This window comes from Rhodococcus aerolatus (assembly GCF_054783215.1).
The window spans coordinates 61,406-79,919 of the sequence record NZ_BAAGQZ010000004.1 but is presented as its reverse complement, the minus strand read 5'-3'; the positions used below and the strand labels follow the sequence as shown (position 1 = coordinate 79,919).

Below are 18,514 nucleotides of genomic sequence, written 5' to 3'. Positions count from 1 at the left end.
AGGGCCGGGTGGCGCCCGTGGTCCGGCCCGGCCCCGCTCAGCCGTCCGCGGGGGGCGCCACGCGGACGGGCAGCTCGTCCGGCGGCACGGGGTGGCTCATCAGGTAGCCCTGGGCGTGCCGGCAGCCGAGCGCCAGCAGCGCCCGGGCCTGCTCCGGGGTCTCCACCCCCTCGGCGAGGACCTGCAGGTCGAACGCGTCGGCGAGCGCGACGATCGCGGTGATGACGGGGGAGCGACCGTCGGCGCCGAGGCGGGCGACGAAGGCGCGGTCGACCTTGAGGAAGTCCACCGGCAGCTCGTCGAGCCGGCTCAGCGTCGACCACCCGGTGCCGAAGTCGTCGATGGCCAGCTGCACGCCGCAGGCGCGGACGCGGTGCACGGCGTCGAGCAGCGCGCCCCCGTCGGTCAGCGCCGTCTCGGTGATCTCCAGGCAGACCGACCGCGGCGGGGTCCCCGTCTCGGCGAGCGCCGCGCGCAGCCGGTCGGGCAGGTCCGGGCGCAGCAGGCTCGCCCCGGCCGTGTTGACGGTGACCAGCAGCGGCCGGCCGTGGGTGCGGGAGAAGCGGTCCGCGGCCGCGAGGGCCGCCCGCAGCACCCAGTCGTCGAGGTCGGCCACCGAGCCGTCGAGCTCGGCGGCCGGGATGAAGGCGTCGGGGTCGAGCAGGCCCAGCTGCGGGTGCGCCCACCGCACCAGGGCCTCGGCGGCCACGACCTCGCCGGAGCGCAGGTCGACCACCGGCTGCAGCAGCAGCCGCAGCTCGCCCGCCGCCACCGCGGCGCGCAGCGCGTCCCCGCCGTCGGCCCGGGGGTGGGTCAGGGTGCGCCCCCGGCCGCCGCGCTTGGCCCGGTAGAGCGAGACGTCGGCCCGGCCGAGCAGCAGCGAGCCCGTGTCCCCCGGCTCCCAGCCGGAGACCCCGGCCGACGCGGTGGCCGGGGCGGGCACGGCCGCCCGCGCCGCCTCGACCACGGTGCTGGCCCCGCTCCCGTCGCTGCCGGGGAGCACCACGGCGAACTCGTCGCCCCCGAGGCGCGCGGCCCACGCCCCCGCCGGCAGCAGGCGCGCCAGCCGCGCGGCCACCTCGCGCAGCAGCTCGTCGCCCGCCGGGGCGCCGGCCGTCTCGTTGACCCGGCGGAAGTGGTCGAGGTCGAGCAGCCCCACGCTCACCGGGGGCCCGCCCGCCGCGGCCGCGCCCACCAGGGCGTCCAGCCGGCGGTCGAGCCCGCGGCGGTTGAGCAGCCCGGTCAGCGGGTCGACCTCGGCGGCCCCGCGGCCCCGCACGAAGTAGGCGTAGACGGCCCCCGCGGTGACGGTGGTGCACAGGGCGACGGCCGACGCGGCCGACCGCTCCGGGTGCCCCACGGTCAGCGAGAGGTGCAGCAGGACCAGGGAGGCCCCGACGTAGCCCGCCGCGACGGGGGCCTCGAACAGCAGCAGCGGCGGCAGCGCGGAGACGGCGAAGAAGCCGGTGGTGGCCACGGCGCGGGCGTCGTCGGGCCCGACGGCCACCACGGCCCCGGCCAGCGCCAGGTAGCCGACGACGACGAAGGTGTGCAGGAACCAGGTGGGGCGCCGCCGTCCCACCCCGACGAACGCCACGGACCCCGCGAGGCCGAGCAGGCACAGGGCGAGCAGCGGCCCCCGGTGCATGCCCGGGCTCGGCCTGCTGACGCTGAGCAGGCCGGTTGCACTGGTCGCCGCCCACAGCAGGGCGCACAACCGCAACGGGACGGGACCGGGCACCGGCTCGGTCGCGCGCTCGGTCCACCGCCACGTCATGAGTCGACTCCCGGGATCAGGGGGCGTCACCAGGCACGACGCGGTCCCGCGGTGCCCGTGGCTGGTACGATAGCCCGGTTGCTGACGCAACGACCCTCCTGCCGCGGAACGTCCGCGGCCGACCCAGCCCACAGGAGGTGGTGGTCCCATGCGTCGATACGAACTGATGGTCATCCTCGACCCGAGCCTGGACGAGCGCACCGTCGCACCGTCGCTCGACACGTTCCTCAACGTCGTCCGCACCGACGGCGGCAGCGTCACCAAGGTCGACGTCTGGGGACGTCGTCGCCTCGCCTACGAGATCGCCAAGCACGCCGAGGGCATCTACGCCGTCATCGACATCTCGTGCGAGCCGGCGACCGTGAGCGAGCTCGACCGGCAGCTGTCGCTGAACGAGTCGGTGCTCCGCACCAAGGTGATCCGGAACGACTCGAAGTAGGCCCGCCCCGGCGGACCGCACCGACACCTGAGGAGACCCCGTGGCAGGCGAGACAGTCATCACCGTGGTCGGCAACCTGACGGCCGACCCCGAGCTGCGCTTCACCCCGTCGGGTGCGGCGGTGGCGACCTTCACGGTCGCCTCCACCCCCCGCACCATGGACCGGCAGACCAACGAGTGGAAGGACGGCGACCCGCTGTTCCTCCGCTGCAACATCTGGCGGCAGGCGGCCGAGAACGTCGCGGAGTCCCTCACCCGGGGTGCCCGGGTCGTCGTCCAGGGCCGGCTGCGGCAGCGCTCCTTCGAGACCCGCGAGGGTGAGAAGCGCACCGTGGTCGAGCTCGAGGTCGACGAGGTGGGCCCCTCGCTGCGCTACGCGACCGCCAAGGTCAACAAGGTCAGCCGCGGTGGCGGCGACTTTGGTGGCGGTGGCGGCGGCGGGTACGGCGGTGGCTCGCAGGGCGGGCAGCCCGGCGGCCAGCGCTCCGGCGGCGGCGCCCCGGCCGACGACCCCTGGGGCTCCGCGCCCGCGCAGGGCTCGTCGTCCTTCGGTGGCGGCCGCGGCGGCTCCGACGACGAGCCGCCCTTCTGATCCAGCTCGACCTCCCCTAACGACCACTTGCTCCGAGGAGAACACGTCATGGCCAAGCCCCCACCCCGCAAGGTGAAGAAGAAGGTGTGCACCTTCTGCAAGGAGCGCACCGAGCACATCGACTACAAGGACACCCCGCTGCTGCGCAAGTACATCAGCGACCGGGGCAAGATCCGCGCCCGCCGGGTGACCGGCAACTGCACCCAGCACCAGCGGGACATCGCCATCGCGGTCAAAAACAGCCGCGAGGTCGCCCTGCTGCCGTACACGTCGACCGCACGCTGACCGGGAGGAGACGACGATGAAGCTCATCCTCACCGCCGACGTCGACAACCTCGGCGCCCCCGGCGACCTGGTCGAGGTCAAGGACGGCTACGGCCGCAACTACCTGCTGCCCCGCGGCCTGGCCATCCAGGCCACCCGCGGCGCCGAGAAGCAGGTGGCCGGCATCCGCCGCGCGCAGGAGGCCCGGGCCATCCGCGGCCTCGACCACGCCCAGGAGGTCAAGGCCACGCTCGAGGGCCTGGAGTCCGTCACCCTGCCGGTGCGCACCGCGGGCGGCTCCGGCCGGCTGTTCGGCTCCGTCACCGCCGGTGACGTCGCCGGTGCGCTCAAGGCCGCCGGCGGCCCGACGCTGGACAAGCGCACCATCGAGCTGCCCCGCGAGCACATCAAGGCCACGGGTCAGCACCCGGTCCTGGTGCGCCTGCACCCGGAGGTCACCGCGTCGGTCACCGTCGAGGTCGTCCCCGCGAGCTGACTGCTCCCGCTCCGCCCACCACGGGCCCGCTCCCACCCCGGGAGCGGGCCCGTGGTGCGTCCGGACCCGGGCCGGGGGCAGGGTGGGTGCAGGAGCGACCGCTCCCACCAGCCCACAGCCGAGGAGCCCCCGTGGCCGACGACGACCTGCACGCCCGCATCGACGAGATGGTGGCCGAGGAGCACGCCCTGCGCGGCGCCGCCGCCGGGGGCAACGGCCTCACCGACGCCGAGCGTGACCGCCTGCGCGAGCTCGAGCAGGGCCTCGACCGGGTGTGGGACCTGGTCCGCCAGCGCCAGGCCCGCCGCGACGCCGACCAGGACCCGGGTGAGGCCCGCGAGCGTCCCACGGGCACCGTCGAGGGCTACCTGAGCTGAGCCCGGCGGGGGTGGGACAACACGCCCGGGCTGTCAAGCCCCGGGACACGCCGAGCCGCGATCGCTCCACAGCCCGCCCCACCCCCACCGGCCCGCCCACCTGCGGCGACGGTGCGGTGATCGCGATCGGTGCACAGGTTGTCCCCAGGGCGTGCACAACGCCGCGCGCAGCCGTCCCCACCCGCTCAACAGGGTCGTCCACAACGGTGGTTGGAGGGGCTCCCGGACGGGGCTAGCGTCGCCGCGACCGAGCCGGGTCCGCCGGGTTGTCGGGGGTCCCGGGTAGACCTCGGGGCACGGCGGTGGGCCGGTGACGGGCGGGTCCGAGGAACAGGAAGAGGTGGCGCGTGGCGCTGGTCGACGATCGCGGTGCGGCCCCGGTGCGCATCGACCAGGGGGTCGAGCCGGCCACCGACTACGGCCGCCAGCCGCCGCAGGACATGGCCGCGGAGCAGGCCGTGCTCGGCGGCATGCTGCTGAGCAAGGACGCGATCGCCGACGTGCTCGAGGTGCTCAGCCCGGGCGACTTCTACCGCCCCGCGCACCAGGACGTCTACGACTGCGTGCTCGACCTCTACGCCCGGGGTGAGCCCGCGGACGCGGTGACCGTCTCCGCCGAGCTCGACCGTCGCGGCCAGCTGCGCCGCATCGGGGGCGGGCCGTACCTGCACACGCTCATCGCGACGGTGCCCACGGCCGCCAACGCCGGCTACTACGCCCAGATCGTCGCCGAGAAGGCGATCCTGCGGCGCCTGGTCGAGGCGGGCACCCGCATCGTGCAGTTCGGCTACGCCGGGGCCGACGGGCAGGACGTGGCCGAGGTCGTCGACCGCGCCCAGGCCGAGGTCTACGAGGTGACCGAGCGCCGCACCACCGAGGACTACGTGCCCCTCGAGGCGCTGCTGCAGCCGACGATGGACGAGATGGATGCCATCGCCAGCCGGGGCGGGCTCTCCCTCGGCGTGCCGACGGGGTTCGTCGAGTTCGACGAGCTGACCAACGGCCTGCACCCCGGTCAGATGATCATCGTCGCGGCGCGGCCCGGCGTGGGGAAGTCGACCCTCGGGCTGGACTGGATCCGTTCCTGCTCGATCAAGCACGGCATGGGCAGCGTCATCTTCTCGCTGGAGATGAGCCGCACCGAGCTGACCATGCGGCTGCTCTCCGCCGAGGCGGACATCCCGCTGGCCCGGATGCGCTCGGGCAGCATGTCCGACGCGGACTGGTCGAAGCTGGCGCGGCGGATGGGGGAGATCAGCGAGGCGCCGTTGTTCATCGACGACTCCCCGAACATGACCATGATGGAGATCCGGGCCAAGGCGCGGCGGCTCAAGCAGCGCCACGAGCTCAAGCTGATCATGGTCGACTACCTGCAGCTGATGACGTCGGGCAAGAAGGTCGAGTCCCGGCAGCAGGAGGTCAGCGAGTTCTCCCGCCAGCTCAAGCTGCTGGCCAAGGAGCTGGAGGTCCCCGTGATCGCGATCAGCCAGCTCAACCGCGGTCCCGAGCAGCGCACCGACAAGAAGCCGCAGCTCTCCGACCTCCGCGAGTCGGGGTCGCTGGAGCAGGACGCCGACATGGTGCTGCTCATCAACCGGCCCGACGCGTTCGACTCCGACGACCCCCGCGGCGGCGAGGCCGACCTGATCCTGGCCAAGCACCGCAACGGCCCGACGAAGACCATCACGGTCGCCCACCGGCTCCACCTGTCCAAGTTCGCGAACATGGCGCAGTAGCCGTGGCACCGCACCGGGTCTCCGCCATGCCGTTCGCCACGGTCTACCCGCTCTACGTGACCAAGGTCGAGCGCAAGGGCCGCAGCCGGGACGACGTGGACACCGTCATCGCCTGGCTGACGGGCTACGACGACGCGGGCCTGCGCCGGGTCCTGGACGACGGGGTCGACCTGGCCACGTTCTTCGCCGAGGCCCCGGCCATGAACCCCGACGCCGCGCTCATCACCGGGATGATCTGCGGGCACCGCGTGGAGGAGATCGAGGACCCGCTGATGCAGCGGGTGCGCCAGCTCGACAAGCTCGTCGACGAGGTGGCCCGGGGCAAGAAGATGACGTCCATCCTGCGGGGCAGCCGCAGCTGAGGCGGCTCAGGACCCGAGCAGCAGCGTCACCGCCGCGACCACCATGACGGTGGCGACGAGGACGTCGAGCGTGCGCCACGCCCCGGGGCGGGCGAACAGGGGGCGGGCGACCCGGGCGCCGAAGCCGAGGCCGGTGAACCACAGCAGGCTGCCCAGGGCAGCACCGGCGCCGAAGGCCCACCGCTGGTCACCGTGGGTGGCCGAGACGCTGCCGAGCAGGACCACGGTGTCGAGGTAGACGTGCGGGTTCAGCCACGTCAGCGCCGCGGCGGTGCCCAGGGTCGCGGCCAGCCCCGCCCCGGTCCCGCCCGCGGGGGCCAGCGTGCCCGGGCGGGCCGCCCGCCGGGCCGCGAGCGCGGCGTACCCGAGCAGGACGGCGGCGCCGGCCACCCGCACCACGGCCAGCACGGTCGGCCGCGCGGCGACCAGGGCCCCCGCCCCGCCGACCCCGGCGGCGATGAGCACCGCGTCGGACGCGGCGCACAGCGCGACCACGGGCACCACGTGCCGCCCGGCGACACCCTGGCGCAGCACGAACGCGTTCTGCGCGCCGATGGCGACGATGAGCGAGAGCCCCAGGCCGAGCCCGGCGAGTGCTGCGGTGGTCACGACCAGGACGCTAGGCACCGCGTGGTGCCGGCGCCGCTCATGTTCCTGCGGTACCTGAAGCACCGCTTCACCTAGCCTGGCCCCGGTGGACCTCGACCCCGGCCAGCTGCGGGCCCTCTCGGTGGCGGTGGCCGAGGGGAGCCTCGAGGGCGCGGCGCGCGTCCTGCACGTCACCCCGTCCGCGGTGAGCCAGCGGCTGCGCGCGCTGGAGGCGGCCACGGGCCGGGTCCTGCTGGTGCGCAGCCGACCCGTCCGGGTCACGGCGGCGGGTGAGGTGGTGCTCCGGCTCGCGCGGCAGGTGGAGCAGCTGACGGCGGAGGCCGCCGCCGGGCTGGGGGTGGCCGAGCCGGGCCGGGTGCCGCGGGTGGCGGTCGCGGTCAACGCCGACTCGCTCGCGACGTGGGTGCTGCCGGCACTGGCCCCGCTGGCCGCCGAGGTGTCCCTCGAGCTGCACCGCGCCGACCAGGAGCGGACCGCGGCGCTGCTGCGCGACGGGTCGGTGGTGGGTGCGGTGACGGCCGAGGCCGCGCCGGTACCCGGGTGCCGCACCGTCGCGCTCGGGGCGATGCGGTACCGCGCGGTGGCGACGCGCGCGGTCCTCGCCCGGTGGTTCCCGGACGGCCCGACCCCCGCGGCGCTCGCCCGCGCCCCCGTCGTGGTGTTCGACCGCGACGACGACCTGCAGCACGCGTTCCTGCGCCGCCACGGTGCCGGGGCCGCGGCGCCACCGACCCACCGCGTCCCGTCGTCGGCCGACTTCGTGGACGCGGTCCGGCTGGGATGGGGGTGGGGCATGGTGCCGGACCTGCAGGCGGGGGACGACCTCGACCGGGGCCGGCTGGTCGAGCTGGTGCCCGGCGACGCGGCGGACGTGGTGCTGCACTGGCAGCGGTGGCGCGACGGGGGCGCAGCCCTGGACCGGGTGACGGAGGCGCTCACGACGAGCGCCGCGGCGGCGCTGGTGCGCGGGGGCCCGGCCGGGCGCTGACCGGCCGGGTCCCGCGCCGGGCCGGATCCTGGGACCATGGCGGGAGGACCGGTGCACGGCCGGTCGGACCGCACCGCACGTCGACCAGCGAGGACCCATGAGCCCCACGAAGAAGAAGCGCACGAAGTCCGGCTCGTCGGCCGGGGCGGGCACGAAGGAGCTGCGGCGCAGCCTCGCGGCCGCGGAGGACCGCCTCGCCCGCGCGGAGAAGAAGCTGGCCAGGGCCACGGACCGCGCCGAGAAGGAGCTGGCCAAGGCCGTGGACCGCGCGGAGCGGTGGAAGGCCGAGGCCAAGACCCAGCGGGCCGCGGCCAAGGCGCACCGCGGGGAGGTCAAGGCCCAGCAGGCGGAGACGACCAAGCACCGGCGTGCGGCGTCGCGGGCCGACGCGAAGGTCGCCAAGCTGCAGCGGCGGCTGACCCGCGCGACGGCCGAGCCCCGTCGGGAGTCGGCTGCGGTGGAGCCCGCTGCGGTCGAGGCGGACGCCGTCGAGCCCGCCGTGGAGCCTGCCGTCGGCGAGCCGGCCACCGCGGTCGCCGCCGAGCGCACACCGGACTCCTCGTGGACCGTCGTCGAGCTGCGCGCCGAGGCCCGCGACCGGGGCCTCACCGGCCTCTCGGGCAAGTCCAAGGCGCAGCTGCTCGAGGCGCTGGCCTGACCGGCGCACCACGGAGCACCCCGCCACACGGGCACGGGGCTGGGGCGACCATCGCGGTCGTAGGGCGCGACCCCGGGACGACGGTGCTGTGACGGCCGTGGTCCGACCCGACCGCGGGGGAAAGGCCCGTCAGGGCGGTTCGGCTGCCTCGGGCGCCGTGCTCGGGCGCGTCCGCCGGACGGCGCCGGCCCGGCCCGGTCGCGTGCTCAGTCGTGGCCGACCTCGTGGCGTGCGGGACGGCCGGCGCAGCTGGTTGACCCGCGGGGTCCGCGTCGGGTCGAGCCACGGCGGCGGGGTCCACTCGACGGTGGCGGTGGCCGGGTCCAGCGTGATGGTCCAGCCCTCGTCGGCCAGCCGGTGGTCGAACTCGCAGACCGTGACCATGGCGTCGACGTCGGTGCGCCCGCCCTCGGCCCAGGGCACCAGGTGGTGGGCCTGGCACCACGCGGCGGGGATGTCGCAGCCGGGCCGGGTGCACCCGCCGTCGCGTGCGGCGAGGGCGCGGCGCTGGGCCGGCGAGGCCAGTCGTTGCCCGCGGCCCAGCCACAGCGGGTGGCCCTCGCCGGACATCACGGCCAGCGCCCACGACCCGTCGCGGGCCAGGTCGAGCAGCTCGGGGACCGTCAGCCGCACCCCGGTCGCCGTGGTCGCGCGCCCGGCCCGCCGCTCCAGGTCGTCGAGGCCGACGGTGACGACGACCTCGGCCGGCGAGCCGTGGGCCGAGCCGACGGTGTCCGCGCCCAGGGCGAGCTCGCAGACGGCGGCGAGCGCGTCGTGCTGGCGCTGACCCGCCGAGCGGGGGTCGCGCACGGATCCGGCCGGGGTCGGCTTCGCCAGGCTGACGAAGGCGGCGTCGAGCAGGGCACGGCACGCGGGGTCGAGCTGGCCGCTCACCCGGGACATCCCGTCGGCCCCCTGCGGGCCCACCGTGAACGACCGGCGCCGGGCGCGGTCGGCGTCGTCGGTGAGCGACCCGTCCGGGTCGAGGTGGGCGGCGATGCGCTCGGCCAGGGCCCGCAGCTCGGTCGGGAGCAGCTGGGCGCCGCGCTCGGCGAGCTCGGCCTCCACCGCGGACCGCACCTCGGGCTCGACGAAGCGGGGCAGGTCCCGCACGGCGCGGGAGATGACCGCGGCGTGGCGGTCCGACAGCTCGCCGCGGGACTGCGCGGCCGCGGTCGCCGGGAGCACGGGCTCGACCGGGTCGCCGTTCATCGCAGTGCGCGGACCGAGCTCGGCGGCGCGGCGCACCCGCTCCCGGGCCTCCGCGAGGTCGATGCCCAGGACCTCGGTGAGGACCCCGGCGGCGCTGCGGTGGCGGAACCGTGCGGGCACGGAGCGGACCTCGAGCTCGGTGACCGTCGCGTGGTCCACCGAGGACAGCCGGCGGCGCGCGAGCTCGCACTCCCGGACGACCTCGAGCACCTCGTCGTCGTCGAGCCCCGTCAGCGCGTCCGTCCGCAGCAGCGCGTCGAGGCCCGCGCGCAGCTGCGCGAGCCCCTCGGACGTGCCGGTCGAACGCATGTTCGCATCATGGCAAGGGGGTCCGACAGTTCTCACGATCCGGCGGCACGTCCTGCGTCCGGGCCTCGCCCAGGAACAGCCGCCCCGAGAGCTCCGGGCCCTCGACGAACGTCCGCAACCCGTCGACCTCGAACCCCGCCGCCCGCAGCAGGTCCGGCACGGGCCGGTCGAGGTGGCACCCGCCCGCCAGCCGCCCCCACACCGGCCCGAGGCGGTGCTGCCACGCCGCGACCCCGGGCCGCGGTGAGCGGCCGTGCTCCAGGACGTGCAGCGTCCCCCCGGGCCGCAGCACCCGGCGCACCTCGGCCAGGGCGGTCGCCACGTCGGGGATGGTGCACAGCGTCCAGGTGCTCAGCACCGCGTCGGCGGAGCCGGCGGCCAGCGGCAGCCGCTGCCCGTCGAGGCCCACCCACTCGACCGGCACCGGTGACGCCGCGATGCGGTCCGCCGCCAGCGCCCGGCCGCCCGGCGAGGGATCCACCGCCAGCACCCGGCTCACCGCGGCGGGGTAGTGCGCCACGTTGCGCCCGGAGCCGAAGCCGACCTCCACCACGGTGCCGTGCAGCCCGGCACACACCTCGGCCCGCAGCGCCTCGACCCCGCGGCCGAGCGCGACGTCGATCAGCCGGGGGAGCACCCGGTCGGTGTAGAGGCCCACCCCACCAGGAAACACCCCGCCGGCCGACACCCCGCCGGGCGGCTCCTCTCACCCACCCACGGACCACCGGCTCCGGTGGTCGGCACCGCCGCCGAACTCCAGCAAACCGGCCCCGGTCCACCCCTGCAGCGACCCGGTGCCCGACCCCTCGACCACGGCGGACGCCGACCGCACACCACCGTCGCGGTAGGCCCCGCGGTGGGTCAGCGCGACGCTGCACGGCCGTCCGTCGTACGTGCCGATCACGGTCTCCAGGCCGACGAACTCCGCGTGGTCGTCCGACAGGTACGTCATCAGCCAGCGCTGCTCCCCGTCGCCCGTCACGTCCCCGGTCCACCGGGTCCGCACCACCGCGGTCGTCTGCTTGGGCCCGGACACCGCGGTGTGGTCCTCCCCGGCCCACGTGGTCTCGCTCCACTCCACCGTCTCCATCTCGCCGTCGAGCCGCACGTCGTCCTCCTGGGTCGTGGTCGTCGCACCACCCTGATCGCCGCGACGGGCGGGGGTCTTGAACGAACGCGACACCGCGGCCAGGCTCGGGGCCGTGAGCACCGGCGCCGACCCCGCCGACCGCGGCCTGCTGCTGCCCGAGGAGTCCCGGCAGGCCTACCGGCTGGTGCGCCTCGACCCGCCCGCCGACCTCGCCCGCCACGTCGCGTTCGTCTGGCTGCTGGAGTGGGACCTGCGCGGTGCGCCGCCGCGGACGACCGGGGTGCTGCCGTTCCCGGCGGTGAACCTGACGCTGGAGACCGCGCGGCCGTCGCGCGTGACGGGGGTGTCGACGGGCCGCTACGACTACACGCTCGAGGGGGCGGGCCGGGTGCTCGGCGCCCGCTTCCGACCCGGCGGGTTCGCGTGCCTGCTCGACGGCCCGGTCGTGTCCCTCACCGGCCGGGAGGTCCCCGTCCCCGACGTCTTCCCGGGTGTCGACGCCGACGCCCTGGCCCGCGACGCCGCCGGGCGGCCCGACGACGACGCCGCGGCGGTGCTGGTGACCCTGCTGCGGCTGCGGCTGCCCGCCGGGGCGCCGGACCCGGTGCTGGACCTGGTCAACCACCTCGTCGACGACGTCGCGGTCCGGCCCGACGTGACCCGCGTCGAGCAACTCGCCGCGCACGCCGGCACCTCGGTCCGCGGGCTGCAGCGGATGTTCCGCGCCCACGTCGGCGTCAGCCCCAAGTGGGTGCTGCTGCGCCACCGGCTGCACGACGCGACCCAGGCGCTGCACCCGGGCCAGCCGCTCGACGTCGCCGCCCTGGCCGCGCAGCTGGGCTACGCCGACCAGGCCCACCTCACCCGCGACGTCCGCTCCGTGGTCGGGATGACCCCGGCCGCCTACTCCGCCCGTCGTGCGGCTGCCACGATGGCCCGGTGACCCGACCCGCGCTGAGCACCGACGAGCTGCTCACCACCACCCGCACCGTCCGCCGCCGGCTCGACATGACCCGCCCCGTGCCGCTGGAGCTGGTGCGGGAGTGCGTCGAGGTGGCGCTGCAGGCCCCGTCGGGCGGCAACGCGCAGGGCTGGCACTGGCTCGTCGTCACCGACGCGGCGCAGCGCGCCGCGATCGGCGAGGTCTACCGCGACTGCTTCGCCCGCTACCAGGCGTCGAAGGGCTTCGCGGGCAACCTGCACGCCGACGACCCCGAGCGGGCCGCCGTGCAGCAGCGGGTGGGTGACAGCGCCTCCTGGCTGGGCGAGCACCTGGGGGAGGCGCCGGTGCTGCTGGTGCCGTGCCTGCAGACCGGCCGTCCGCTGCCGGCAGGCAACCAGGCCGGGCTGTGGGGCTCGCTGCTGCCCGCCGCGTGGAGCTACGCGCTGGCCGCGCGGGACCGCGGGCTGGGCACGGCGTGGACCACGGTGCACCTGCAGCGGGAGGCCGACGTGGCCGAGATCCTCGGCCTGCCCGACGGGGTGCACCAGGGCGCGCTGCTGCCCACGGCGTACTACACGGGGGAGACGTTCAAGCCCGCGCGGCGCCAGCCGCTGGACGAGGTGCTGCACCTCGACCGCTGGTGAGCCCGGCCTGCTCGCGGCAGGCCCGGACCAGCACGTCCAGCTCGAGGTCCAGCGTCTCGGCCAGCGCCGCGACGGCGAAGAGGCTCGGCGTGGGCACCGCGCCGCGCTCGATCTTGCGCACGGTCTCCTCCGCCAGGCCCGCGCACGCGGCCACGTCGCGCACCGGCCGCTCGCCGCGGGCCTCGCGCAGCAACGCCCCCAGCGCGGCGCCGCGCTCACGCTCGAACGAGCTCAGGGGGATGCGGACCACGACGACACCCTACGGGACACCTATCCCGGGATAGTTGTACCGGGATAGTTGTACAGTGGCGGCCATGGCAGATGAGCACGTCCTCCCCGTCCGCTCCGCCGGCGAGCTCGCCGCGATGCGCGAGGCCGGCCGCGTCGTGGCCGAGTGCCTCGCCGCCGTCTCGGCCGCCGCGGTCCCGGGCGCCAAGCTCAAGGACCTCGACGCGCTCGCCCAGACGATCATGCGCGACGCCGGGGCGCTGCCGTCCTTCCTGGGCTACACCCCGACGTGGGCGCCGACCCCGTTCAACGGGGTGCTGTGCCTCTCGCCCAACGAGGCCGTCGTCCACGGCCGGCCCAGCGGGCGGCGGCTGCACGAGGGCGACCTGCTCAGCATCGACTGCGGCGCGATCGTCGACGGCTGGCACGGCGACGCGGCCGTCACCGTCGAGGTCGGGCCCGTCGAGGAGGCCGACACCGCGCTCGTCGCCGCCACCCAGGAGGCGCTCGACGCGGGCATCGCCGCCGCCGTCCCCGGCGCGACGTTCCTCGACGTCTCGACGGCCATCGACGCCGTCGCCCGGCGCCACGGCTACTCCCACCTGCCCGACCACGGCGGGCACGGCATCGGCACCGCCATGCACGAGTGGCCGTTCGTCCCCAACCAGCCCACGGCCGACGCCGGGCAGTACCGCCTCCGGGCGGGCAACACCATCGCGATCGAGCCGATGCTGCACCAGGGCGGCAGCGCCTACCGGACCAAGAAGGACGGCTGGACCATCGTCACCGCCGACGGCCGTCGCGCCGCGCACGTCGAGCACACCGTGGCCGTCACCGACGACGGGCCGCAGCGGCTGACCGTCCGCTGACCCGCGGGGCTAGCCGCCGACCGTGACCTGCTCGGCCCCGTCCACGACGCTCACCGTGCCCACGGCCGCCTCGGCGGGCACGAGCGCGGCGTAGGTGACCCCGGCCGGGGTGACGCGCGAGTCCACCACGCGGAACCCGGTCAGCGGGGCGTCCGGGGTGAACAGCCGCCGGCCCGCGCCCACGGTGACGGGGAACGTGAGCAGCCGGTACTCGTCGACGAGCCCGGCGGCGTGCAGCGAGGCGGCCAGCGCGGTGCAGCCGTGCACCTGCAGCTCCCCGTCGCCCGGCGCGGCCTTGAGCCGGCGCACCGCGTCGAGCACGTCGGCGGCGACCACCGTGGTGTCACCCCAGCCCGGGTCGGTCACCGTCGACGAGACCAGGTGCTTGGGCAGGGTGTTGAGCAGCCGGGCGGTCGTGTCGTCCGGGTCGGTGACCTGGGGCCAGAACGCGCGCATCATCTCGAAGGTCACCCGGCCGAACAGGAACGCCCCCGCGCGGGCGAACCAGGAGTCGACGACCTCGCCGAACCCGTCGTCGACGTGCGGCACCACCCAACCGCCCGCGGTGAACCCGTCGCGTGGGTCCTCCTCCGGCGAGCCGGGGCCCTGGGCGACGCCGTCGAGGGTGAGGAAGCTGTGGACGGTCAGACGCACGGCGGCGCTCCCGGGGTTGGTGGGCTGGAACGGTCACGGTGGCAGACCACCCGCGGCCGTCGGACTCATCGCGCCGCGCCGTCGGCCGTTCGGGCAGCATGACCGGGTGACCACCGCCGCCCGCACCCTGCACACCGGACTCGTGTTCCCCGAGGGGCTGCGGTGGCACCAGCAGGCCCTGTGGTTCTCCGACCAGCACGACGGCCGGGTCTGGCGGGCCGCCGCCGACGGCCCGCCCGAGGTGGTCTGCGAGGTCCCCGCCGGCCCGTCCGGGCTGGGCTGGCTGCCCGACGGCCGGCTGCTCGTGGTCTCCATGCGGGACAACCGGCTGCTGCGCCGCGAGCCCGACGGTGAGCTCGTCGAGCACGCCGACCTCCGCGGCTACCAGGGGTTCCGGGCCAACGACATGGTCGTCGACGCCCACGGCCGGGCCTACGTCGGCTTCTTCGGCTTCGACCTCGACGCCGTGACCGCGCGGCGCGGCCGGGTGGCGCTGCTGGAGCGCCCGGGGCCGCCGAGCACGGTGCTGGTCCGCGTCGACCCCGATGGCAGCCACCGCGCCGTGGCCGACGACCTCGCCTTCCCCAACGGCACCGTGCTGCTCGACGACGGGGCGGTGCTCGTGGTGGCCGAGACGATCGGCTCCCGGCTGACCGCGTTCGACGTCCTGCCCGACGGCGGCCTCACCCGGCGCCGCACCTGGGCCGCGCTCACCCCACCGGCCGTCGCGGCCGTCACCGGGTCTCCCGGGCTCGTGGGGACGGGCGTGCGCGCGCTGCTGCGCCGGCTCGACGAGACCCGGGTGCGGCCCGCGCTGGACCGCTCCGGGATCTCCCCCGACGGCACCTGCGCCGACGCCGAGGGTGCGATCTGGGTGGCCAACGCGCGGCACCCCGAGTGCGTGCGCCTCGCCCCGGGCGGGCAGGTGCTGGAGCGGGTGCGCACCTCGCAGCCCGCGTTCGCCTGCGTGCTCGGCGGGCACGACCTGTTCGTCGCCACCGCGCCGACGTTCACCGAGGCCGAGCTGGTGGGCCGCCGGGACGGCCGCATCGAGACCGCGCGGGTCACCGTCCCCGGCCCCCCGGCCTGACCCGGGGCCTCGACACCCGGCGTCGTCGGGTCGATCCTGACGGGACCCGAGAGCACCTGGAGGGCCCGTGCGCACCACCCGCGTCATCGCCGACCTGCCCGTCGCCGACCTCGAGGAGGCCGAGGCCTTCTACCGCGGCTTCCTCGGCCTGAGCACCCAGGAGTTCAGCCTCGGCTGGGTGGCCCGGTACACCTCGCCGGAGACCGGGGCGTCGCTGCAGCTGCTCACCCGCGACGCGACCGCGGCCGCGCTGCCCGCCATCTCGGTGATGACCGACGACGTCGACGCGGCCCACGCCGAGGCCGTCGCGCTGGGCCTGGAGGTCGTGCACCCGCTCACCACCGAGGCCTGGGGCGTGCGGCGCTTCTTCGTCCGCGCCCCGGACGGCACGGTGGTCAACGTCGTCGCCCACCACGACTAGCTGGCGCTCCACCCGCCGTCGACCACGAGCACCGCGCCCGAGGTGTAGCGCGCCTCGTCCGAGGCCAGGAACACCACCGCCGCCGCGACGTCGTCGGGCCGGCCCAGGCGCGGGTACGGGGTGCGGGACTGCCAGCGCGCCACCCACTCCGGGTCGTCCTCGCGCCCACCCTTGCCGGTCATGACCTTGCCCGGCGCCACGGCGTTGCAGACCACGCCGTCGGGGCCGTGGTCGGTGGCGGTCTGGCGGGTCAGCTGCACCACCGCGCCCTTGCTGACCCCGTAGGCGGCGTCGGCGGGCGCCCCGACCAGGCCGTGCTGGCTGGCCAGGTTGACGATGCGGCCGCGCACCCCGTGGGCGTCGGGCTCGCGGCCCCGCCAGTGCCGGACCGCGTCGCGGGAGAGCAGGAACGGGGCGGTGACGTTGACGGCCATGACGTGCTCCCACCCGGCAAGGGTGGTGTCGGCCAGCGGCTGGGAGACGTAGGTGGCGGCGTTGTTGACCAGCACGTCGAGGCGGCCGTGCTCGGCGACGACGCGCGGCACCAGCGCCTGCACGGCCTCGGCGTCGGCCAGGTCGAGCAGCACCTCGTGCCCGCCGACCAGCGACGACGTCGGCTCGCCGCCCTCCACCGGGTCGGCGCGGACGTCGGCGCACACCACCACCGCGCCCTCGGCGTGGCAGGCCAGCGCGACCGCGCGGCCGATCCCCGACGACGAGCCCGTCACCAGGCACACCCGCCCCGCCAGCCGCTGCGTCGTCACGACGTCCATGATGGGGGCATGGAGCCGGACGCGGGCGCGGGGGACACCGGGGGCCGCGACTTCGTCGGGCACGGCCGTGACACCCCGCTGGAGCGCTGGCCCGACGGGTCGCTGCTCGCGGTGAACGTGGTGATCAACGTGGAGGAGGGCGCCGAGGCGTCCTGGGCCGACGGGGAGGGCAACGACTCCTGGGGCGAGTACACGATCCCGATCGACGCGGGTGTGCGCGACCTGGGCACCGAGGGCCACTTCGAGTTCGGCAGCCGGGTCGGCATCTGGCGGCTGGTGCGCCTGGTCGAGCGGTTCGACGTGCCGGTGACCTTCGGGGTGTGCGCGCGGTCGCTGGAGCGCAACCCGCCGTTCGCCGCCTGGCTGCGCGACTCCGGGCACGACGTGCTGGGCCACGGCTACCGGTGGGCCGAGGTGTCCACGATGGACGAGGCGGAGGAGACCGAGGACGTGTGGCGGGGCGCGGCCGTGCTCCGCGAGCTGCTGGGCCGGCCGGTGCGCGGTTGGTACGTGCGCTCGTTCCCCTCGGTGCGCACCCGGGCCATCCTCGCCGCGCACCCCGACCTGACCTACGACTCCGACTCGGTCAACGACGAGCTGCCGTACTGGACCTCGGTGGACGGCTGGCCCTGGCTGGTGGTGCCGTACTCCAAGGTGCACAACGATACCCGCTACTTCCTGGCCCCGACCTACGCCACCCCGCGCCACTTCGCCGAGACGGTGTGCGCCGCTGCGGACTTCCTGCTCGAGGAGGCCCGGGAGACGGGCCGGGCCCGGCTGATGACGATCGGGCTGCACGCGCGCTGGAGCGGGCAGGCGGCCCGGGCGACCGCGGTGCGCGACATCCTCGCCCACGTCTCGGGGCTGGACGGCGCGTCGTTCGTCCACCGTGGACAGGTGGCCGACTGGTGGCGCGAGCAGTGCCCGCCCGAGGTGCCCACGTGACCACGCGGGTGGTGCTGCACCCGGACCGCCCGCCCGGGGTGCTCGACGAGGTGCGCGCCCTGCAGCAGCGCGGGCTGGTCGAGCTGGTGGACTGCGCGGACGACGACGCGGTGGCCGCGGCGCTGGCGACCCCGGGCAGCGTCTACGTCGGGTTCCGCTGGCGGGAGGACTTCCTCACCGACGGCCTGGCCTGGGTGCAGGTGACCGCGGCGGGGGTGGACGCGTTCCCGCTCGAGGCGCTCGCCGCCCGGGACGTGGTGGTGTGCAACGCCCGCGGCGTGCTGGCCGACTGCGTGGCCGAGCACGCCTTCGCCACCCTGCTCGCCATGACCCGCGGGGTGCTGGCCTCCCACGACGACCAGCGCGCCCACCGCTGGGTGCGGCGCACCAGCCCGGAGCTCTCGCAGCTGACGATGGGGGTGCTGGGCCTGGGCGCGATCGGCCAGGAGGTGGCGGTGCGGGCCCGGGCGTTCGGCATGGCCGTGCTCGGGGTGCGCCGCTCCGGCGAGCCCGTGGCCGGGGTCGAGGTGCTCACCCCGGACCGGCTCGACGAGGTGTGCGCCCGCTCCGACGTGCTGGTGTGCGTGCTGCCCGGCGGCGAGGGCACCCGCGGCGTCGTCGGGGCCCCACAGCTCGACGCCCTGGGCGAGGGCTGGCTGGTCAACGTCGGCCGCGGCAGCACGGTCGACGAGGACGCCGTGGTGGCCGCGCTGACCGGGGGCGCGCTGCGGGGCGCGGCGCTCGACGTGGTGGCCACCGAGCCGCTGCCCGCCGACAGCCCGCTCTGGGACGTCCCCGGCCTGCTGCTCACCGGGCACAGCGCGGCCCTGAGCCCGCGGTGGGGCTCGGCGTGGGCGGGGCTGTTCGAGGCGAACCTGGCGGCCGGGCGCGGGGAGCAGGACTGGACCAGCCGGGTCGTCTGACCCCGGCGGCGGTGCATCGCGCCCGCGGGACGCACCCGGACGGGCCCGGGAGGTGCGTCGAGCCCGCGCGATGCCGCACCCGGCCGGGCGGTAGCGTGATCACGGTCACAGCCGC

24 protein-coding genes are annotated in these 18,514 nt (G+C 75.9%); 16 read left to right on the top strand and 8 right to left on the bottom strand.

Annotated elements, in window-relative coordinates; translation table 11 throughout:
• Positions 1 to 37: 37 nt before the first annotated feature.
• On the bottom strand, positions 38 to 1,777 hold the full coding sequence (locus tag ACYVOF_RS02025) for a putative bifunctional diguanylate cyclase/phosphodiesterase (RefSeq protein WP_460863804.1): 1,740 nt from the start codon (positions 1,775 to 1,777) through the stop codon (positions 38 to 40).
• A 148-nt stretch (positions 1,778 to 1,925) separates the two neighbouring features.
• On the opposite strand from ACYVOF_RS02025, the gene rpsF reads away from it, so the two are divergent.
• The 7 genes from rpsF to ACYVOF_RS01990 all read left to right on the top strand — a co-directional run bounded on the left by rpsF (position 1,926) and on the right by ACYVOF_RS01990 (position 6,043).
• Positions 1,926 to 2,216: a 30S ribosomal protein S6 gene (gene rpsF, locus ACYVOF_RS02020; protein ID WP_460863802.1), complete on the top strand. Its 291-nt coding sequence runs from the start codon at positions 1,926 to 1,928 to the stop codon at positions 2,214 to 2,216.
• 40 nt (positions 2,217 to 2,256) lie between these two features.
• Positions 2,257 to 2,808: a single-stranded DNA-binding protein gene (locus ACYVOF_RS02015; protein WP_460863800.1), complete on the top strand. Its 552-nt coding sequence runs from the start codon at positions 2,257 to 2,259 to the stop codon at positions 2,806 to 2,808.
• Between the two features lie 48 nt (positions 2,809 to 2,856).
• Positions 2,857 to 3,093, top strand: coding sequence for a 30S ribosomal protein S18 (gene rpsR / locus ACYVOF_RS02010; RefSeq protein WP_460863799.1), 237 nt, complete (start codon positions 2,857 to 2,859; stop codon positions 3,091 to 3,093).
• A 16-nt stretch (positions 3,094 to 3,109) separates the two neighbouring features.
• Positions 3,110 to 3,568 carry a 50S ribosomal protein L9 gene (gene rplI, locus ACYVOF_RS02005; protein ID WP_460863798.1) on the top strand — a complete coding sequence of 153 codons (459 nt, stop codon included), beginning with the start codon at positions 3,110 to 3,112 and terminating at the stop codon, positions 3,566 to 3,568.
• Positions 3,569 to 3,699: 131 nt separating this feature from the next.
• The gene (locus tag ACYVOF_RS02000) at positions 3,700 to 3,945 is read left to right on the top strand and encodes a DUF2630 family protein (protein WP_460863796.1); all 246 of its coding nucleotides are present in this window, start codon (positions 3,700 to 3,702) and stop codon (positions 3,943 to 3,945) included.
• 347 nt (positions 3,946 to 4,292) lie between these two features.
• Entirely contained in the window at positions 4,293 to 5,681 is a 1,389-nt protein-coding gene (gene dnaB, locus ACYVOF_RS01995; protein ID WP_460863794.1) for a replicative DNA helicase, read from the top strand.
• A gap of 26 nt (positions 5,682 to 5,707) precedes the next feature.
• Positions 5,708 to 6,043: a DUF2200 domain-containing protein gene (locus ACYVOF_RS01990; RefSeq protein ID WP_460864087.1), complete on the top strand. Its 336-nt coding sequence runs from the start codon at positions 5,708 to 5,710 to the stop codon at positions 6,041 to 6,043.
• 6 nt (positions 6,044 to 6,049) lie between these two features.
• Here the strand turns inward: ACYVOF_RS01990 and ACYVOF_RS01985 are convergent, their stop codons facing one another.
• Positions 6,050 to 6,652, bottom strand: coding sequence for a LysE/ArgO family amino acid transporter (locus ACYVOF_RS01985; protein WP_460863792.1), 603 nt, complete (start codon positions 6,650 to 6,652; stop codon positions 6,050 to 6,052).
• A gap of 85 nt (positions 6,653 to 6,737) precedes the next feature.
• Between ACYVOF_RS01985 and ACYVOF_RS01980 the strand changes: the two genes are divergently transcribed.
• Together ACYVOF_RS01980 and ACYVOF_RS01975 are read left to right on the top strand one after the other, a co-directional pair.
• The gene (locus tag ACYVOF_RS01980) at positions 6,738 to 7,640 is read left to right on the top strand and encodes a LysR family transcriptional regulator ArgP (protein WP_460863791.1); all 903 of its coding nucleotides are present in this window, start codon (positions 6,738 to 6,740) and stop codon (positions 7,638 to 7,640) included.
• 97 nt (positions 7,641 to 7,737) lie between these two features.
• Positions 7,738 to 8,298 carry a hypothetical protein gene (locus ACYVOF_RS01975; RefSeq protein WP_460863789.1) on the top strand — a complete coding sequence of 187 codons (561 nt, stop codon included), beginning with the start codon at positions 7,738 to 7,740 and terminating at the stop codon, positions 8,296 to 8,298.
• A 129-nt stretch (positions 8,299 to 8,427) separates the two neighbouring features.
• Here the strand turns inward: ACYVOF_RS01975 and ACYVOF_RS01970 are convergent, their stop codons facing one another.
• From ACYVOF_RS01970 to ACYVOF_RS01960, 3 genes are read right to left on the bottom strand one after another with little or no spacing between them, the layout of a single operon-like run.
• Entirely contained in the window at positions 8,428 to 9,819 is a 1,392-nt protein-coding gene (locus ACYVOF_RS01970) for an HNH endonuclease signature motif containing protein (RefSeq protein ID WP_460863787.1), read from the bottom strand.
• Positions 9,820 to 9,826: 7 nt separating this feature from the next.
• Positions 9,827 to 10,477 carry a class I SAM-dependent methyltransferase gene (locus ACYVOF_RS01965; protein ID WP_460863785.1) on the bottom strand — a complete coding sequence of 217 codons (651 nt, stop codon included), beginning with the start codon at positions 10,475 to 10,477 and terminating at the stop codon, positions 9,827 to 9,829.
• 48 nt (positions 10,478 to 10,525) lie between these two features.
• The gene (locus tag ACYVOF_RS01960; protein WP_460863784.1) at positions 10,526 to 11,002 is read right to left on the bottom strand and encodes a DUF3224 domain-containing protein; all 477 of its coding nucleotides are present in this window, start codon (positions 11,000 to 11,002) and stop codon (positions 10,526 to 10,528) included.
• Between the two features lie 19 nt (positions 11,003 to 11,021).
• Between ACYVOF_RS01960 and ACYVOF_RS01955 the strand changes: the two genes are divergently transcribed.
• Entirely contained in the window at positions 11,022 to 11,852 is an 831-nt protein-coding gene (locus tag ACYVOF_RS01955) for an AraC family transcriptional regulator (protein WP_460863782.1), read from the top strand.
• A complete protein-coding gene (locus ACYVOF_RS01950; RefSeq protein ID WP_460863780.1) occupies positions 11,849 to 12,496 on the top strand; it encodes a nitroreductase family protein in 648 nt (215 codons plus the stop codon). Before ACYVOF_RS01955 ends, ACYVOF_RS01950 begins: the two co-directional genes overlap by 4 nt.
• On the opposite strand, the gene ACYVOF_RS01945 is transcribed toward ACYVOF_RS01950, so the two are convergent.
• A complete protein-coding gene (locus ACYVOF_RS01945) occupies positions 12,441 to 12,746 on the bottom strand; it encodes a helix-turn-helix domain-containing protein (RefSeq protein ID WP_460863778.1) in 306 nt (101 codons plus the stop codon). The two genes, ACYVOF_RS01950 and ACYVOF_RS01945, sit on opposite strands and share 56 nt — an antisense overlap.
• 64 nt (positions 12,747 to 12,810) lie before the next feature.
• On the opposite strand from ACYVOF_RS01945, the gene map reads away from it, so the two are divergent.
• Positions 12,811 to 13,593 carry a type I methionyl aminopeptidase gene (map, locus tag ACYVOF_RS01940; protein WP_460863776.1) on the top strand — a complete coding sequence of 261 codons (783 nt, stop codon included), beginning with the start codon at positions 12,811 to 12,813 and terminating at the stop codon, positions 13,591 to 13,593.
• A gap of 9 nt (positions 13,594 to 13,602) precedes the next feature.
• Here map and ACYVOF_RS01935 read toward each other — a convergent pair whose 3' ends face one another.
• Positions 13,603 to 14,247: a dihydrofolate reductase family protein gene (locus ACYVOF_RS01935; RefSeq protein WP_460863775.1), complete on the bottom strand. Its 645-nt coding sequence runs from the start codon at positions 14,245 to 14,247 to the stop codon at positions 13,603 to 13,605.
• 106 nt (positions 14,248 to 14,353) lie between these two features.
• Between ACYVOF_RS01935 and ACYVOF_RS01930 the strand changes: the two genes are divergently transcribed.
• Together ACYVOF_RS01930 and ACYVOF_RS01925 are read left to right on the top strand one after the other, a co-directional pair.
• Entirely contained in the window at positions 14,354 to 15,337 is a 984-nt protein-coding gene (locus ACYVOF_RS01930; RefSeq protein ID WP_460863773.1) for an SMP-30/gluconolactonase/LRE family protein, read from the top strand.
• A gap of 67 nt (positions 15,338 to 15,404) precedes the next feature.
• Entirely contained in the window at positions 15,405 to 15,758 is a 354-nt protein-coding gene (locus ACYVOF_RS01925) for a VOC family protein (protein ID WP_460863772.1), read from the top strand.
• Here ACYVOF_RS01925 and ACYVOF_RS01920 read toward each other — a convergent pair.
• Positions 15,755 to 16,522 carry an SDR family NAD(P)-dependent oxidoreductase gene (locus ACYVOF_RS01920; protein ID WP_460863771.1) on the bottom strand — a complete coding sequence of 256 codons (768 nt, stop codon included), beginning with the start codon at positions 16,520 to 16,522 and terminating at the stop codon, positions 15,755 to 15,757. The two genes, ACYVOF_RS01925 and ACYVOF_RS01920, sit on opposite strands and share 4 nt — an antisense overlap.
• 18 nt (positions 16,523 to 16,540) lie before the next feature.
• On the opposite strand from ACYVOF_RS01920, the gene ACYVOF_RS01915 reads away from it, so the two are divergent.
• Both ACYVOF_RS01915 and ACYVOF_RS01910 read left to right on the top strand, forming a co-directional pair.
• Entirely contained in the window at positions 16,541 to 17,476 is a 936-nt protein-coding gene (locus ACYVOF_RS01915) for a polysaccharide deacetylase family protein (RefSeq protein WP_460863769.1), read from the top strand.
• Positions 17,473 to 18,399, top strand: coding sequence for a D-2-hydroxyacid dehydrogenase (locus ACYVOF_RS01910; RefSeq protein ID WP_460863768.1), 927 nt, complete (start codon positions 17,473 to 17,475; stop codon positions 18,397 to 18,399). Before ACYVOF_RS01915 ends, ACYVOF_RS01910 begins: the two co-directional genes overlap by 4 nt.
• Positions 18,400 to 18,514 lie beyond the last annotated feature (115 nt).

Coding starts and splice junctions, on each gene's coding strand:
- ACYVOF_RS02025 (WP_460863804.1), bottom strand. CDS start 1,777: ATGACGTGGCGGTGGACCGAGCGCGCGACCGAGCCGGTGCCCGGTCCC.
- rpsF (WP_460863802.1), top strand. CDS start 1,926: ATGCGTCGATACGAACTGATGGTCATCCTCGACCCGAGCCTGGACGAG.
- rpsR (WP_460863799.1), top strand. CDS start 2,857: ATGGCCAAGCCCCCACCCCGCAAGGTGAAGAAGAAGGTGTGCACCTTC.
- rplI (WP_460863798.1), top strand. CDS start 3,110: ATGAAGCTCATCCTCACCGCCGACGTCGACAACCTCGGCGCCCCCGGC.
- ACYVOF_RS01990 (WP_460864087.1), top strand. CDS start 5,708: ATGCCGTTCGCCACGGTCTACCCGCTCTACGTGACCAAGGTCGAGCGC.
- ACYVOF_RS01975 (WP_460863789.1), top strand. CDS start 7,738: ATGAGCCCCACGAAGAAGAAGCGCACGAAGTCCGGCTCGTCGGCCGGG.
- ACYVOF_RS01970 (WP_460863787.1), bottom strand. CDS start 9,819: ATGCGTTCGACCGGCACGTCCGAGGGGCTCGCGCAGCTGCGCGCGGGC.
- map (WP_460863776.1), top strand. CDS start 12,811: ATGGCAGATGAGCACGTCCTCCCCGTCCGCTCCGCCGGCGAGCTCGCC.
- ACYVOF_RS01915 (WP_460863769.1), top strand. CDS start 16,541: ATGGAGCCGGACGCGGGCGCGGGGGACACCGGGGGCCGCGACTTCGTC.